The sequence below is a fragment of the Psychrobacter sp. Rd 27.2 genome, from assembly GCF_001921755.1.
Taxonomy (GTDB): Bacteria; Pseudomonadota; Gammaproteobacteria; order Pseudomonadales; family Moraxellaceae; genus Psychrobacter; species Psychrobacter celer.
The window spans coordinates 167,075-183,881 of the sequence record NZ_MRYB01000006.1; the positions used below are offsets into that span (position 1 = coordinate 167,075).

The window sequence follows — 16,807 nt, forward strand, 5'->3', positions numbered from 1 at the left end:
CCTTATTTATATTTTTCAATCTCATATCACCAGTGCCCTATATAGCAGGCACCCTTTAATAAAGATATTACGTTTATGACTCATATTTTACTGGTAGAAGACGATCCGGCGATAGCTATGTCGCTCAAAGTTACTTGCAAGCGTGAGGGCTGGCAGATAACGTGGCTCGATAACGCCAGTAGTGTATTGCCGATGCTACACAGTAATGAGGCGCAAGATTTATCGGCTATTATTTTAGACGTTGGGCTGCCCGATGGTGATGGGCTCAGTCTCTGTCAACAGATACGCCATACACCAGATATCGGCCGATTAAAAGATATACCTGTGGTGTTTTTGACCGCGCGTAGCGATGAGGTTGATCGTATCTTGGGACTAGAGATGGGCGGCGATGACTACTGCGCCAAGCCTTTTAGCCCTCGTGAGCTGGTCGCACGCCTAAAAGCCATTTGGCGTCGTGAGCAGCTGCTCTTTGAGCAATCAGCGGCCACGGCGACTGTTACTGAGGCGGCTGAGAACGCCAATCAGCATGTATCTACCCTTTCATCTGGCAACACTCCTGCTCATCATCTATCAGGGCAAGCCTTGAGCTTTGAGTGTCAATCTGGCATCTGGCATTACCAGCCGCTCAATTACTCTTTGATGTGGCAAGATACAAAACTGGAGCTGAGTAATACCGAGCGTAAGATTTTATTAACCTTATTACAAGCGCCCAACCAAGTCTTTAGCCGTGAGCAGCTGCTAAATGCGGTAAGCGACTATCCTGATCATCGCCTCGCACGGACGATAGACAGTCATATCAAATCCATCCGTAAGCAGCTGGCGATCGTCGATCCTAGCCGCGATGTTATCTACACGCATCGCGGTTTGGGGTATGCCTTATGCCCAGCTTAGCTCATCCGCTATACTCAATTTATGATATTACTAAAGTGCTAAAGACATGAACGCTCCTGATAAGAGTCATCGTCATCTTGAAAAAACACCTGCCAATCAGAGCAATTGGTATGCCAAACTGCACCCCATTGGGACCGCGCAACAAACCCGCAGTCCGAAACGCCTGCTAAATTTGAGCATATTTTTTCGGATTTGGCTTGCAGTCGCATTGGTGCTAAGCATTTGCGGTGTGGTCGCTTTCACGCAGCTGTTTGGCTACGTCAAACCCACCGCCCAACAAGTCATCGAAGACACGTTGCTAGATACCAGTAAACTGCTGGCTGCGACGCTACAGCTGCCATTGTCATCAGGGCAATTGTACGATGATACTTATCAAGCCACCCTTGATGCGACGCTCAAGCATACCTCAGCCGCGAGCTCTACCCTCGAGCTTACCCAAGCGCCCTCAAACAATAGCAACTCTCGCGTTTATGTAACAGACGCAAATGGCGTGGTCATATACGACTCTCTACCTGCCCCGCTCAATGCCGAAGGTCAGGACTATAGCCGCTGGAATGATGTGTACCTTACGCTGCAAGGGCGCTACGGCGCGAGGAGCACGGCAGATATCGATAGCACTCGTGGTAGCTCTATTATGTATGTAGCGCAGCCTATCATCGATAGCAGGGGTACCGTGATCGGTGTCGTCAGTGTTGGCAAACCGGTCGATAGCGTGCTGCCCTATCTTGATAATACCCGCAATCGCATGCTCATCACCGCGCTGCTGATGAGCATTGCCGCTCTTATCCTCGCAGGACTGGTGGCATGGTGGCTCAAACAGAGCATTACTTTGGTCACGCACTACACCAATGCCTTAGCTGAAGACACCAAAAAACCCTATTTTTATTTCGGTCATGAGCTCAACAGCTTGACAGATACGATCGAGTCTATGAAACATCGGTTAGAAAACCGCGCCTATGTCACCGACTATGTCCACACCCTAACTCACGAGCTCAAAAGCCCGCTAACTGCCATTCGTGCTAGTAGCGAGCTATTAGAAGATGAGCAACTAGATGCAGAAGATCGGCAGATGTTAAACCACTCGGTCGCTGAACAAAGCATCAAAATGCAGCAACTGATTGATCGTTTATTACTACTGGCCAAGGTCGAACAACCCACCTTTAGGCTCAATCGGCAACTGACAGCGGTACTGCCAGTATTGCAAACCCTCATAAAAAACAACAGCGCCAAACTACAACAACAAAATCTACCACCTATCAAGATTTATAGTGAGGATAAATGCGTGACTGACCTAGTCATCGCTGACACTCCAATACAAGCCAATGCGTTGACAAATCCGCATGTCTTTGCTGATCCGTTTTGGTTGGTACAAGCGCTACAAAATGTGTTAGATAATGCCATTTATTTTGCCAACACTGAGGTCACACTTACTGTGTATAGCCACGCTCACGATAGTAGCGACAAAACCGTGACCATTGATATCTTTAATGATGGCAAACCACTGCCCGAATATGCCCTCTCTAAAGCGTTTGATCGCTATTTTAGTCTCTCGCATCAAAGCCCGCAGACAGCACCTGATCAGGCTAATACAGCCCTTAAAAAAGGCACGGGGCTGGGCCTCACCTTAGTCAAGCAAGTGATCGAACACCATGGCGGTCATGTGAAGATCAGTAATATCGGCACAGAGCAAGCCTTTGCTAGACATGACAAGAGTCCAAACGCTGGTGTCAGCGTACGCATTACCTTACCGCTGGCTTAAAACACACCCGTTATACCAATTCATAGATTTTTCATCAGAACTGCACAGGATTTCTACTCGCTTGTCTTACGATGACGTTATACACATTCATCACTTATCTTAGGAGTAGAGACCGCATGTCACAGTTATTAATGCATCCGTCTGTTGTCAAAAACTTAGTGGGGCAAAGCCGTCAGTGCTGTGCTCAGACTTTATCCGGCCAAGGGATAGATAGTATCGCGTTTGGTCATTGGCTTGCCATACCCAGTCAGCAGCTACTATTGATATTTCGGCATCAGCAGTGCGTGGCGATTGATACCTATCCGCTGGCAGCGTAACTGATTGACCACTCACAAAACAGCCCTTTAGCATTTTTAGTCATGGCACACTAAAGACGCTAAAGGGCTGATACGCTAGATAACTGATGCTATCTCACGATATTACGTAATTGAGGACACCGGCGGCTCGACATCGGCGTTTTGACCACGGTGGCGCAGATAATGATCGAGTAACACAATCGCTAGCATCGCCTCGGCGATGGGGGTGGCACGTACCCCAACGCAAGGATCATGACGACCTTTGGTCAGCATGTCGACAGCTTCGCCTTGGGTGTTGATACTCTTGCCAGCCGTGGTGATACTAGAAGTTGGCTTGAGGGCGATGCTCACGCGGATATCTTGTCCTGATGAAATACCGCCCAAAATACCACCAGCATGATTGGCCGTAAAACCCTCTGGCGTCAGCTCATCACGAGAGCGATGACCGAACTGCCCTGCTACCGCCATGCCATCGCCAATCTCCACCCCTTTGACCGCATTGATACTCATCATGGCATGAGCGATATCCGCATCCAGACGGTCAAATACCGGCTCGCCCAGACCCACAGGCACGCCACTGGCGATCACTTCTAGACGCGCGCCGCAGCTGCTTCCTTCGCGGCGCAGACTGTCTATCAAAGCCTCAAACCGACCAATAGCGTCTTTATCTGCCGTAAAAAACGGATTGCTATTAACAAACTCCCAGTCAATTTGGCTAGTATCAGTGACGCTGCTATATTGATCGCCTATCTGCGTTACATGGCCACGGATTTGCACGCCCAAGCGATCTTGCAGGTATCTTTTGGCGATAGCACCAGCCGCTACCCGCATCGCCGTCTCACGCGCTGACGAGCGTCCACCACCGCGATAATCGCGAAAGCCGTATTTCATACTATATGTATAGTCGGCATGACCGGGGCGAAAGGTATCTTTGATGTCGCTATAATCTTTGGATTTTTGATTGGTATTTCGAATCAGCAGCCCGATCGAAGTGCCTGTGGTCTTACCTTCAAAGACGCCTGAGATAATCTCGACTTCATCGGCCTCACGGCGCTGGGTTGAGTATTTAGAGGTGCCTGGCTTGCGGCGATCCAGATCTACCTGCAAATCCTCTGCCGACAGTGCCAAACCAGGTGGCACGCCATCGACAATGGCCATTAATCCAGCGCCATGTGACTCACCGCACGTCGTGACGGTAAAAACCTGCCCAATACTATTGCCTGCCATATCTGTCCTTAAATCCGTAAAATCTATTGCGCGCTATCCTGTTGAGGTATTGACGCATGGTCGCCGCTTTTATTTGTCATCTAACAGCACCGCCTACATACGACTACTGCGCGCTATCCAATAACTGCACATAAGCGGCAAACAGCTCGCGGTTTGCCACCAGCTCATCATAAGTCATGGCAAATACCCCATGACCACCACGAGCAAATTTTAACCAGTCAAAACTGATATCAGGATAGGCTTGTTTTAGCGCCCATTCACTATCGCCCACCTCGCAGACCAGCAAGCCTTCAGGACTTAAGTAATCTGGCGCTTCAAATAAGATACGATGTACCAAGTCCAAACCGTCTTGACCTGCCGCCAATGCATGCTCAGGCTCATATAAAAACTCAGGCGGCAAATCAGCCATGATGGCAGCATCGACGTATGGCGGGTTGGTAACGATTAGCTCGTATTGATTTTCAGCAGGTATCTTGGCAAACAAATCTGACTCAATGACATTGATTTGATGACCAAGCTCATGATGATCAACGTTGACCATCGCCACTTCTAGCGCCCCTTTATCGATGTCGACTGCATCAACCAACGCGTCGACAAAACGGGTCGCAAGCGCAATGGCAATACAGCCAGAGCCTGTACATAGGTCTAAGATACGCTCAGGCTGTGATAGCTGTTTGATGTCCAAACCATGGTCATAAAATACCGAGGTTTGCTCATTGACATCGACGCCGAGCGGTTTGGCCAGCTCATTGACCTCAAAGTACGGATGAAACTGCTGGCGAATCAGCTCGGCGATGGGCGAGCGCGGGATGAGCACACGCTCATCGACATAAAACGGTAAATCACAAAAGTACGATAAGTTGATTAAGTAGCTTAACGGTTTGCGCTCAGCGATACGCTCTTCCAATAAGCTAAGCACCAGCTGCTTTTCTGAAGACGTCAGGCGACAATCGAGGATCTGCTCATTGGCCGACCAGTCCAAAGACAAAGAATGTAAGACGATAGCAGAGGCTTCGGCAAACTCATCCGTGGTGCCTTGAGCGACGACCACATCATAATTGCGCAGCTGGGTGACCGAAAAACGGATAAAATCACGAATACTCACAAGCTGCTCACGTGCTTCTGCAAGCTCAGCATGTAAATTGGCAAATTGCTCATGCTCACCGAGCAGACCGGTCTCTAAATCATACGCCATATCACCTTCTGCGACCTGCGCGCCCTCTTCATTGAAGTACTGATTTTGAAACGCTTCTGCGCTCATTGTTTGCTCTTCTGACATATCGCACCTTGCTGATTGCATGCTCACGGATAGCATGCGGATGGATTAAATCGCCTGATAATAAAAGCCGATCTACTAAATAAAAATCTCGTTTACCATTATAGACGCAAACCGTAACTTGCGCCAATACTTGCATTTATACTGTCACATTTATCTTTGTTTCTATTTGCTTTTATGTATCAGATTGCCTCAGCAGCTTACTTGGCCGTCTACACATTTTCACTATATTATTGCCCAACTGTAGTGAATACGTCAGCAGTTGACGTTTAGACGTCTTAAGATAGAAAAACATGTATCAAAAGTTTGCGAAGCGCCACAATTATGCGCATAATAACCCCATTAGTAGCAACCACAAGTAACGTCATATGATGAAAAAAAAGCCACTTATTACCGCTATCTCAATCGCTATCATTAGCGCCAGTGTTAGCGCGTTTGCCGCGCCCGATGAGACCGCGCGCACATTGCCAGTACGTACGGCTGAGACCCTACCAAGTCTGGCACAAAAAGTCAGTCTTGATGTGCAAGAAAACCGGAGTCACGCAATCGAGCCGCGAGCGACTGATGCGACGCCCAGCGTCAAGCCAAACAAATCCGCCTCAAGCGACAGCATGACGCAGCTGATTGACTCAAAACAAGCCTCAGATGCCGCCCCCAAGGCAAACGCGGCTGATAATATGAGTGCCGCCGAGCTGACTCTAAAGGATGAGCAGTCTGAGCGCACAGATGACATCAGTGAAGGCCAAGCCGTTGCTGCGCCTAGCAATATCGATGCTATCGACTCCTCTGACCCGCTGTCTTTTGAGCTACCAGACAACGAAAAACGCCAAGACTTCAGCGACGATCCTACCATCAAAAGCATCGAAGACAAAAACGGTAAGCGCTATACCACGCTGAACTTGTCAAGCTATGCCAAACAAGTCAACAACGCCGTTTGGTCGCCGAACATGAAAGTCAACTCAGCGATGACGATAAAAATGCAGGCACTGCTAGATTGGAACCATGCCTCTCCTGGTCCTATCGATGGTGGCTGGGGCATGAACAGCAAAAAAGCATTGATCAACTTTCAAACCATGAAAGGCTTGCCTGCCACCGGCAGGATGGATCAAAAAACGTGGAATGCCTTAACCAAAAACATCCCCGCCAATAAGCCGGTACTGGTGACTTATACACTGACTGATGACGACATCAAAACCAACTTTGCCAGTACACCTGCAGGCTCAGAAGCCAAGTCAAAAATGAAAGGCCTATATTACCAAGACATCAAAGAGATGCTGGCTGAGCGCTTTCATATGGACATTCGCTACTTGGACAAACTCAATAAAAACAAAACCTACAAAGCGGGCGAGACCATCACTGTCCTAAACACCCGAGACCCTCTCAACCAACGTATCAACCGCGTAGTCGCCAACAAAGCCGACAAAACACTGTATGCTTATAATGGTGACAAGCTTGTGGCCACTTATCCTACCACCGTAGGTAGTGACGCCACCCCGTCTCCACAAGGTACCTTCAAAATCATCAATAAGGTCAAAATGCCTTGGTACAAAGCGACTGTCGGTAAAGGCTCGCAGAAAAAAGTACACATGCTGCCACCAGGCCCAAACAATCCAGTCGGCGTCGTATGGATGGGTCTGTCTAAGCCATCATATGGTCTACACGGCTCGCCAAAGCCTGAAGGCATCAGCCGTCAAGCATCAGCAGGCTGTGTGCGTCTGACCAACTGGGATGTGCTCGAGGTATATGCCAATATTGAAAATGGCGCAACCGTCGAGTTGAAATAACTACTTAACTGGTATTGTATACGCCAAAAAAAAGACCTTGCTTGCAAGGTCTTTTTTTTGGCGTATCTAAAACAAGAGGCGTAAAGCAGTGGCTAGGTATATGTTTGGTACAAACCCAAAAACAGAAAGTCACAAACTCAGCTAAGATGCGATTACGTATTATAGCCTTCCTCATTACCCGTGATACTGCCGACTTTTTTGGTAAAAAACAAACCTGCAGGAATAGAGAGCAAAAGACCGGCGACGACCGCGATTTGTATATGCGGGATTTGATTAAAACCTGTCACCAACGCACCAATGATAAAGACACCGACTGTCACGGTCGCAGCGATTGAGTAAATAACAGAGAATAATGGCCAATTCATGAATTACTCCTTACTTTTTTTGTGGGTATAACTCCTTTATACACCAATTCCACAAAAAAAGTAAGTGTTTCTCACAAACCTTCAGGCCAGTCATAGCAACTGATAACGGGCAAAGCCCTTGCTATTATTAAGGTTATTTATAATAAACCGCTCTATCATTATTTCTACAGCATTTTTATACTACCGATTTTTCCTATTGCCGCGTCTCTGACTGAGTCCACCGTCCGTAGTTCATAGCCATCAAGCGTGTTGCGCTAAATAACCATCCATTACTACCTTCCATGCTGCCTGCTCTGATGCTGCTCGATGACGACTCGCAAAAAACCCACACAGCTGCGGCCATTTATCATTACAATAACGAGTGTCTTTTTTTGATAGAAAGCTACCTATTATGACGTCTGTTGATAAACAAAAAGCCCACTACTCATCCAGCCACACCGCTGATACAACGGCACCATCTCGCACGGATGAAAGCTTAGAGACGCCAACTACTAAGACAAACACTGATGTCGAACCTACTGTCACTGACGACGCCGAAATAGAAAATAGCGCTGATAACAGTAGAGGCGATGACAATAGAAGTAATGATAATGGAGGTGACGACAATGATAACGATATGGCATGTGCCAAACCTCCTGAGTCTAAGATTAGCATGGAATCCATCGCACCTGATGTCGTCGTTGCGACCTTAGAGACCACGGACCCCGATGCACCATCAGCAAACGACCAGCCAACCTCAGAGTCAGAGCCTTTAAACCCTGATACCGATGATGAGCACACGCCGACACAAACAGCCAAGCAAGCCTCTACACCCGTATCTCAGCAACAAACAGATACTAATGCCCCTGACCAAGAACATGATAAAAAAAATGACCAAGGACACGATAATAGCGAAATAAATGAGGAGCAGCAAAACCCAGAGAATGCTGAGCAACAAACCAAAACTACCGACGCAGAGCAGCTGAAAGTGAGCAAAACAACAGACAAGCCAGCAACAGATGATAGCGACCAGCAAGAAGATGAGATAAAAGAAGAAAAAGAAGCCAAACTAGAGTCTTATAAGCAGTTTGCAGCGGAGCAGTTTAGCAACCAAAAAGTCGACTATCCTGAGGTTCGGGTAAAGATAGAGGCCAACGCCCTGCCCAGTAGGATGTATTTTATCATGAATATTCTCTCAGCCATCATTGCCAGCTATGGGCTGGTGACCAACTCAGCTGCGGTGGTGATTGGTGCGATGCTGGTGGCTATGATGCTCGGACCCATCACGGGTGTGGCATTGGCCATTATCGATCACCGGATGCCGCTGCTACGTAAGTCGCTGATTACGGTACTTTTGGGCATCACTTTGGTGTTAGTGGTTGGTTTTATCGTCGGCTGGCTGCACAAAGACCAACCTCTCACCGCCGAGATTTTATCGCGTACGCAGCCGACCTCTATGGATTTGATGATTGCCTTAGCAGGTGGCACAGCCGGCGCTTATGCCATGGTATCCCCGCATCTTTCGGTTGCCGTTGTTGGGGTGGCGGTGGCGACTGCTTTGGTACCACCACTGGCCGCCAGCGGGATTTTGTTTGCCAATGGTGAGATGCAGCTAGGCTTTGGCGCGCTGTTACTGGCAGTGACCAACATCATTGCGATTCAGTTTACCAACGCCTTGGTGCTGTGGGTGCTTGGGTTTCGGCGACTGGTCGATGACGACTACAAGTCCAGCAACTACCTGACTTTTTTGCAGCGTAACGCGGTGACGTTGTTATTGTTAGGCGGCCTCGGTACCTATCTAACCATCAACCTACAAACCAACGCCAAGCAGCAAGTGTTTGAAAGCAGTGTCAAAGAAGCCATCAATCACTATTTTATTGATAAAGGCAATGTGCTGACCAACACTCAGTTTGATAGCACTGAGCAAAACCAAGTAGTCCGCGCTGTCATCCGCGGTGAGACAACACCGAGCGCTTATGACGTGCAGCAAATAGAAACCCGCATCACCCAAGATATGGCAAAGAACTTCCCTGATTATCTGCCGATAAAAATCCAGCTGCGTTACCTACCCGTACAGGTCATTGAGTCCAATCCGCTGACACAAGACAAACTCGACAAAACAGATGCCGCGATTTTGACCAATTAATGCTGAGGGCGTGTAAACCAAACGTATCGGCTGTACTCGATTGCTGACTTCTCAATGCCGTGTTAGTATCTAGGCTTTTTTTACAGCCTTACTGCCATAATTTTGTTGTCTGACGCGCAATCGTCTGTCAATAAAGCATTGGATACTATACTTTGCGCCGCAGCAACAACTCAGGCAGATTAGCCTCACCAACCTAGACTTCAGGGATAGGAGTACATCATAGTGAATAAACAATCTTGGCAAATAGCCGCAGCCTATATGTCAGTAGTCGTTGGCGGTGGTTTTGCCTCTGGCCAAGAAGTCCTTCAGTTTTTTACCGGATATGGGATGGCAAGTGTTATTGGCACGCTGGTTAGTGCCGCGCTGTTTGCTTTTTTGGGTATGCAAATTGCGCGCATGAGCTCAAATATGCAGGCCAACTCACACAAAAAAGTACTGTATACCTTATTTGGTACACGCGCTGGGTTGGTTGTGGATGTGGTGTTATCATTCTTTTTATTTGGTGTGGGCGTGGTCATGCTGGCTGGTAGTGGTTCCATCTTTACGCAGCAGTACGGTTGGCCACCACTGGTAGGCAGTGTTTTTATGACGGTACTGGTCATCGCCACACTCTGCTTAAAAGTAAAAGGCATTATTAGGCTAATCAGTATCATCATGCCTGTGCTGCTGCTATTGATATTGGCGATTACCACCTACTCATTTTTTAACAGCACCGCCTCAAGTGAGACGCTAAATAAGGTAGCGCAAGAAATACCTACTATCAGCTCAGACTGGCCGATCTCAAATTGGTTTTTTGGGGCAGTGCTTTATGCCTCATTTAATATCGCGGTTGGCTTTCCTATGCTGGCAGTCATTGGCGGTATGACTCGCTCCGAAAAAACAGCAGCCAGCGGTGGCGCGATGGGCGGACTCGGCTTGGGATTGTTAGTATTTTTACTCAATATTGGCCTTTTTGCTAACATTGACACACTCATCGGTGTTGAGATGCCTACTCTAGGACTGGCTTCAAACATCTCACCCGTGTTGGCGATCATCATGTCAGCGACGCTCATTTGTATGATATACAGCACCGCCGTGGGTATGTTTTTTGCCTTTAGTACCCGCTTTGCAACACCAGGGACAAACCGCTTCAAAGCACTTAGCGCGTTTTTTGCTATCGTGGGTCTTGGTTTAAGCCAGCTCGGTTTTAGCACACTCATTGGCACCGTGTATCCCATGCTGGGCATTATTGGTCTCATCATGATCGTGGCTATTATTTGGGTGTGGGTTCGCAACCGCAAGCAGCCTATACAAGCGCAAGCTCAAACATCAAGTTAGCAGTTGGACGACTCATGCCGTCATTTGCGGTAAGACGTTCACGCTGATTGTTTGTAAATGAAAGCCTCATTGACCTTGGCACAATATCCCAACAGTGATAACTCTTATACCAAGAGCTTGGGCGTTTGTGCTAAAATCGCTTGCAAAATTATTTTACTCAATTCTATCCGTCAGTAAGGAGCCGCTGTGAGCCAGCCATCTCAAACAGCCGATATTCGCCAAGCCTTTATCGATTTTTTTATCAGCAAGCAGCATACCCAAGTGTCATCGTCTAGCTTGATTCCGCACAATGACCCGACACTGTTATTTACCAACGCGGGCATGAATCAGTTTAAAGAAACCTTTTTGGGCATGGAAACGCGCGACTATACGCGTGCGGTGACCTCGCAAAAATGCGTACGGGCTGGCGGCAAACACAATGATTTGGACAATGTGGGCTATACCGCGCGCCACCATACGTTTTTTGAGATGCTCGGTAACTTCTCGTTTGGCGATTACTTCAAAAAATCTGGTATTGAATATATCTGGGAGTTTTTGACCTCAGATAAGTGGTTGGCCATTGATAAAGACCGTCTGTATGTGACCATTTACGAAACGGATGATGAAGCGTTCGATATTTGGCATCATGACATCGGCATCCCAAGCGACCGTATTATCCGTATTGGTGATAATAAAGGCGCGCCTTACGCGTCAGATAACTTTTGGACCATGGGCGACACCGGTCCTTGTGGCCCATGTACCGAGGTCTTTTATGATCATGGTGCCGATATCGAAGGCGGCCTGCCGGGTACGCCTGAGGAGGACGGCGACCGCTATATCGAGATTTGGAACTGCGTCTTTATGCAGTTCAATCGCCAAAAAGACGGCACCATGTTGCCGCTGCCTGCGCCAAGTGTCGATACGGGCATGGGGCTTGAGCGTATCAGCGCCATTATGCAAGGCGTCCATAGCAACTATGAGATAGATCTATTTGTACATCTAATGGAGGCAGCGGCTAAGATTTTAGAGATTGACAATCAGCAGCAGTCATCACTCAAAGTCATCGCCGACCACATCCGGGCAGTGGCGTTTTTGATTGCAGATGGCGTCACGCCAAGCAACGAAGGCCGCGGTTATGTACTGCGCCGTGTCATTCGCCGCGCAGTACGTCATGGCAACAAACTGGGCGCTGATAGTGAGTTTTTCTATAAAATGGTCGCGCCTTTAGTGGCAGAGATGGGCGACGCTTATCCCGAGCTAAAAGACAAACAAAGCGCGATCGAGAGCGCCATTCAAAAAGAAGAAGCGCAGTTTGCTAAGACACTGGCGCAAGGTCTGCGCCTGCTCGCCTCTGAGCTTGAAGGCCTAAAAGATGGTGATATCCTCTCTGGCGAAGCGGCGTTTAAGCTTTATGATACCTACGGCTTCCCGCTTGATTTGACAGCTGACATCACACGCGAGCGCGGTATCGCCATCGATGAGGCTGAGTTCGATGAGCACATGCAAGCACAGCGCGAGCGGGCTCGGGATGCTGGTAAGTTTGATGTGGACTATAGCAGCGTCATTCAAGTTGAGAGTCCTACTGAGTTTATTGGTTATGAGCAGCTAGAAGAAGATGGCGTGAGCATCGATGCCCTTTATCAAGATGGCAACCCTGCTGAGCGTTTGGCTGAAGGGATGGAAGGCGTCGTGGTTCTTGATCGCACCCCGTTTTATGCTGAAGGCGGTGGTCAAGTCGGTGAGCTGGGCGAAATCCACACCGCAACGGGCGTGTTTGCCGTGCAAGACACCAAAAAATCTGGGCAAGCCATCATTCATCATGGCGTCGTGACCATGGGCGAGATTTGTAGCAAACAAACCGCCAATGCTCAAGTACTCTCAAGCATCCGCGCGGCAAGTGCCAAAAACCACTCAGCCACTCACCTATTGCACGCCGCCCTAAGAGAAGTGCTGGGCGATGCGGTTACCCAAAAAGGCTCATTGGTATCCAGTGAGGTTTTGCGCTTTGACTTTGCGTACGACAAACCTGTCACGCCCGATGAGATTAGCCGTATTGAGCGCCTCGTCAATGAGCAAATTCAAGCCAACACCCCGACCCGTATCGAGCATATGTCCATCGATGAAGCCATGAACCAAGGGGCGATGGCGCTGTTTGGCGAAAAGTATGGCAGTGATGTCCGTGTATTGACGATGGGCACAGAGCGCATTATCGATAGTCAGCGCAAGCCCTTCTCTATCGAGCTGTGCGGCGGTCTGCATGTGCAGCGCACCGGTGATATAGGCCTACTCAAAATCACCAGCGAATCTGGTATCGCCGCTGGTATCCGCCGTATTGAAGCCGTCACTGGCATGAACGCTATCAAAAACATACAGCAAGGCGAGCAGCAACTCAGCGAGCTGGCAAGTCAGCTAAAAGCCAAGCGCCCTGACGTGGCACAGCGTGTACGTACGATGGTCGACAAGCAGCGCGAGCTAGAAAAAGAGCTTGAGCGTTTGCAGCAAAAGATGGCCAGTGCCCAAGCAGCCAACCTACTCGATGAAGTACAGACCATCGCAGACACACCTGTACTCATCAGCACCCTAAGCGGTATCGATGGCAAATCCATCCGTACCCTGATGGATGATATCAAATCCAAACTGCCAGATAGCGTCATTGTCCTGATCGGTGATAAGAACGAGCAATTGGCATTGGCAGCCAGTGTGGCAAAATCTGTCACCGCCAAAATAAAGGCGGGCGATGTTATTCGTCATCTAGCAGGCGAGCTGGGCGGTAAAGGCGGCGGCAAGCCTGACTATGCGCAAGGCGGCGCACCAAAATCTGACAATGCCAAAGCCGTCATCGACGCATTGCCCGCTTGGATTGCCGAGCAGTTAGGTTAGGGCATCTCGGGCATGGCGCTGGGACGAAAAACCCAACAAGCGCCACCTAACCCAAATGCTATCCAGCCTAAATGCTATCTGAGTGTCATAGAGCAATCCTTATCGCATGATGCGGGTTGGTTATGGCCTTCATAACCAATCGCCATGCATCTAAGCACTGCTGGCACTTAACGTTGCTCAGCAGATATGATATAAAGGTCAACGTTTGAACATATCGTTCATTCACTTGCTCAGCAGCACAACGTAGCAAACAGCATAGGGCGCAACTCTTATAATACGGCTTTATCTATGCAGACATTGATTGGGCGTCACATAGATGCACAGCGATGATAAAAAAGGCCATTATTGAATAATAGGTAGATTTTTATGGCGTTAATAGTACAAAAATATGGCGGCACCTCGATGGGCAGTATCGACCGCATAAAAAACGTCGCCAAACGAGTCAAACGCTGGCATGATAACGGTCACCAAGTGGTCGTCGTGGTCTCAGCCATGAGCGGCGAAACCAACCGTTTGATCGATTTGGCACGCCAAATCAGTACCCAACCTGACCCACGTGAATATGACCAAATGGTCTCAACAGGTGAGCAAGTCTCCATCTCGTTGCTTGCGATGGCGCTAAAAGAGCTGGGCGTGGGGGCGCGCTCATTGACGGGTCGCCAAGTGGCGATCAAAACCGATAACGCGTATAACAAAGCCCGTATCGAGAGCATCGATGACGAAAACATCCGCGAACAGCTCGATGCTGGCAATGTCGTCATCGTCGCAGGCTTTCAGGGTATCGACGCAGAAGGCAACGCCACCACCCTAGGCCGCGGCGGCTCTGACACCACCGGCGTGGCGATTGCAGCAGCACTAGGCGCTGATGAGTGTCAAATCTATACCGACGTCGATGGCGTCTATACCACCGATCCACGCGTGACCTCGAAAGCCAAAAAGCTTGAAAAAATTACCTTTGAAGAAATGCTTGAGATGGCAAGCCTTGGCTCCAAAATCCTACAGATTCGTTCGGTAGAGTTTGCTGGTAAATATGGCGTGCCGCTGCGTGTGCTATCTAGCTTTGATGAAAATACTGACGGTCGCTTTGACCAAGAATTTCAAGACAATGTCGGCACCCTAATTACGATAGACGAAGGAGACAGTATGGAACAGGCAATCATCTCAGGTATCGCCTTTAACCGAGACGAAGCAAAAATTGTAGTGCGCGGCGTACCTGATCACCCTGGTATTGCCTCTGCTATTTTAAGCCCGATTGGACGTGCCAATATCGAAATCGATATGATTGTACAAAACCTATCGGATCAAGGCACCACTGACTTCACCTTTACCGTCAACCGTACTGACTTAGACAAAGCCATGAAAGTGCTAAACGACGAGGTCAAAGACGACATCGGTGCCAAAGAAATTTTGGGTAACAGTGAAGTGGTCAAAGTATCTTTGGTCGGTGTGGGCATGCGCTCACACGCAGGGGTTGCAAGCCTGATGTTCCAAACCTTGGCCGAGCACAACATCAACATTCAGATGATCTCGACCAGTGAAATCAAAGTCTCTGTCTTGATTCAAGATCAGCATCTAGAAAAAGCGGTCAAATCATTGCATACAGCGTTCGGTCTAGACCGCGACGATGGCGATAGTAAAATCGCTGGGCTATAATTGACTTCACCATTATTGATGAAACTGTCATTGATTTTAAACCATTAAACCTATCAACTTAGCATCAACGGTTATCAATTAAATCAGTATCAATTACTTTGTCTAATATATTTAATAAAATAGGGTCTTTTCAGATCCTATTTTTATTTTTTATTATTACTAGGCTGCGTATTTACCCAATAGTTTTGTGAAAACCCGTGACAGTAACTGTTATGCCCCCTATAATGGGGGTTTCATTTGGGCTAAATGAATCTACCTATCATCGCCGTTATTGGCACAATCATTATGTTGTGATCAACACATGGTTTGTTTTGTGCTGCGGCGATGTCCTGCAATCGAGAAGTAATCTGATGAGTAATAATCTGTTGATGCGACATAAGGAGTGTGACGCATGTTAATTTTGACACGCCGCGTGGGCGAAACGCTAATGATTGGCGATGAGGTCAGTGTGACTGTCCTTGGTGTCAAAGGCAATCAAGTACGTATCGGTGTAAACGCACCCAAAGATATTGCCGTACACCGCGAAGAGATTTACCAACGTATTCAGCATGAGCGTTCTGTACAGTCGCAAATGCAGCATCTTGAGCAAGGCAACTTTGCGCCTTCATTTGATGACGAAGACTATTTTAATCGTTGAGCGATAAAACTGAACGATTAATCACGAATAATCATTGAGCATCTAGTAGAAGTGTGTTTTTATAAATACGCTGTGTTTTTAGAAGTACTGTCGTTTTTATAATTATATAATCTAATAGGTTTATTTTTTAATCTGCTCTGAGGTCATTTATTTATGAGTATCCGCCAATCAGATGTATCGGCCCTACTTAATGGTTTGGACAAAAAAGCCATTGGATTCAATGATGTCATCAGTTTTATTGATGATTTTTATCGTTATGCCCCAGCGCCTTTTGTCAACGGTATGGTACATAATGCTGCTGGTGAAAACGAAGGCAGTGCCAAGATTTTTGGGTTTGCCAAGCATCATGGCCTAAACCAATTAGACACGCTAAAACTGTTTGGCGAGCATTATGCCAAAGTCCTAGCGACGCCTAACGGTACAGATCATGCCAATATTCGCAACTTTTTACATTGGGGCTGGCAAGGGTTTTTGATGCAAAAAAACCCACTAACGGTTCGCCCTAGTGTGGATACCACTGCACTTTAAAACCTAATCTATATGTCTCGTCCTAAAATAGATTGATAGTTTTTTTGCTAAGTCAGATACCTTATGTATCTGGCTTTTTTACATTAAGCA

General features: G+C 47.9%; 12 protein-coding genes and 1 pseudogene. 10 read left to right on the forward strand and 3 right to left on the reverse strand.

The features are described 5' to 3' along the window. Positions 1-75: 75 nt before the first annotated feature. From BTV99_RS07305 to BTV99_RS07315, 3 genes are all read left to right on the forward strand, one after another. Positions 76-891 carry a response regulator gene (locus tag BTV99_RS07305; RefSeq protein ID WP_075101706.1) on the forward strand — a complete coding sequence of 272 codons (816 nt, stop codon included), beginning with the start codon at positions 76-78 and terminating at the stop codon, positions 889-891. Positions 892-937: 46 nt separating this feature from the next. Further along, positions 938-2,650, forward strand: coding sequence for a two-component system sensor histidine kinase CreC (gene creC / locus BTV99_RS07310; RefSeq protein WP_075101707.1), 1,713 nt, complete (start codon positions 938-940; stop codon positions 2,648-2,650). 116 nt (positions 2,651-2,766) lie between these two features. Further along, positions 2,767-2,967 carry a hypothetical protein gene (locus tag BTV99_RS07315; protein ID WP_075101708.1) on the forward strand — a complete coding sequence of 67 codons (201 nt, stop codon included), beginning with the start codon at positions 2,767-2,769 and terminating at the stop codon, positions 2,965-2,967. A gap of 102 nt (positions 2,968-3,069) precedes the next feature. Here BTV99_RS07315 and aroC read toward each other — a convergent pair whose 3' ends face one another. Further along, positions 3,070-4,173 (reverse strand): chorismate synthase, encoded by a 1,104-nt coding sequence (aroC, locus tag BTV99_RS07320; protein WP_075101709.1) that lies wholly within the window; start codon positions 4,171-4,173, stop codon positions 3,070-3,072. A 103-nt stretch (positions 4,174-4,276) separates the two neighbouring features. Then, positions 4,277-5,452: a 50S ribosomal protein L3 N(5)-glutamine methyltransferase gene (prmB, locus tag BTV99_RS07325; protein WP_075101710.1), complete on the reverse strand. Its 1,176-nt coding sequence runs from the start codon at positions 5,450-5,452 to the stop codon at positions 4,277-4,279. 365 nt (positions 5,453-5,817) lie between these two features. Between prmB and BTV99_RS07330 the strand changes: the two genes are divergently transcribed. Then, entirely contained in the window at positions 5,818-7,233 is a 1,416-nt protein-coding gene (locus tag BTV99_RS07330) for a L,D-transpeptidase family protein (RefSeq protein WP_075101711.1), read from the forward strand. Positions 7,234-7,385: 152 nt separating this feature from the next. Here BTV99_RS07330 and BTV99_RS07335 read toward each other — a convergent pair whose 3' ends face one another. Then, complete coding sequence (locus BTV99_RS07335; protein WP_075101712.1) at positions 7,386-7,598, reverse strand: hypothetical protein; 213 nt, start codon at positions 7,596-7,598, stop codon at positions 7,386-7,388. A gap of 391 nt (positions 7,599-7,989) precedes the next feature. On the opposite strand from BTV99_RS07335, the gene BTV99_RS07340 reads away from it, so the two are divergent. The 6 genes and pseudogenes from BTV99_RS07340 to BTV99_RS07365 all read left to right on the forward strand — a co-directional run bounded on the left by BTV99_RS07340 (position 7,990) and on the right by BTV99_RS07365 (position 16,717). Then, a complete protein-coding gene (locus tag BTV99_RS07340; RefSeq protein ID WP_083608570.1) occupies positions 7,990-9,723 on the forward strand; it encodes a TIGR00341 family protein in 1,734 nt (577 codons plus the stop codon). Positions 9,724-9,945: 222 nt separating this feature from the next. Further along, positions 9,946-11,040, forward strand: a complete 1,095-nt coding sequence (locus tag BTV99_RS07345; protein WP_075101713.1) for a hypothetical protein — start codon at positions 9,946-9,948, stop codon at positions 11,038-11,040. A gap of 186 nt (positions 11,041-11,226) precedes the next feature. After that, complete coding sequence (gene alaS, locus BTV99_RS07350) at positions 11,227-13,899, forward strand: alanine--tRNA ligase (protein ID WP_075101714.1); 2,673 nt, start codon at positions 11,227-11,229, stop codon at positions 13,897-13,899. Between the two features lie 366 nt (positions 13,900-14,265). After that, on the forward strand, positions 14,266-15,552 hold the full coding sequence (locus BTV99_RS07355; RefSeq protein ID WP_075101715.1) for an aspartate kinase: 1,287 nt from the start codon (positions 14,266-14,268) through the stop codon (positions 15,550-15,552). A gap of 391 nt (positions 15,553-15,943) precedes the next feature. Next, positions 15,944-16,111, forward strand: a pseudogene (gene csrA / locus BTV99_RS07360) (carbon storage regulator CsrA); the annotation flags it as partial. Positions 16,112-16,342: 231 nt separating this feature from the next. Further along, positions 16,343-16,717, forward strand: a complete 375-nt coding sequence (locus BTV99_RS07365; RefSeq protein WP_075101716.1) for a HopJ type III effector protein — start codon at positions 16,343-16,345, stop codon at positions 16,715-16,717. The last annotated feature ends 90 nt before the right edge of the window (positions 16,718-16,807 follow it).

Bases quoted from the DNA above. Each gene is read 5' to 3' on its own strand.
- BTV99_RS07305 (WP_075101706.1), top strand. From the start codon at position 76: ATGACTCATATTTTACTGGTAGAAGACGATCCGGCGATAGCTATGTCG.
- creC (WP_075101707.1), top strand. From the start codon at position 938: ATGAACGCTCCTGATAAGAGTCATCGTCATCTTGAAAAAACACCTGCC.
- BTV99_RS07315 (WP_075101708.1), top strand. From the start codon at position 2,767: ATGTCACAGTTATTAATGCATCCGTCTGTTGTCAAAAACTTAGTGGGG.
- aroC (WP_075101709.1), bottom strand. From the start codon at position 4,173: ATGGCAGGCAATAGTATTGGGCAGGTTTTTACCGTCACGACGTGCGGT.
- prmB (WP_075101710.1), bottom strand. From the start codon at position 5,452: ATGTCAGAAGAGCAAACAATGAGCGCAGAAGCGTTTCAAAATCAGTAC.
- BTV99_RS07330 (WP_075101711.1), top strand. From the start codon at position 5,818: ATGATGAAAAAAAAGCCACTTATTACCGCTATCTCAATCGCTATCATT.
- BTV99_RS07335 (WP_075101712.1), bottom strand. From the start codon at position 7,598: ATGAATTGGCCATTATTCTCTGTTATTTACTCAATCGCTGCGACCGTG.
- BTV99_RS07340 (WP_083608570.1), top strand. From the start codon at position 7,990: ATGACGTCTGTTGATAAACAAAAAGCCCACTACTCATCCAGCCACACC.
- BTV99_RS07355 (WP_075101715.1), top strand. From the start codon at position 14,266: ATGGCGTTAATAGTACAAAAATATGGCGGCACCTCGATGGGCAGTATC.
- BTV99_RS07365 (WP_075101716.1), top strand. From the start codon at position 16,343: ATGAGTATCCGCCAATCAGATGTATCGGCCCTACTTAATGGTTTGGAC.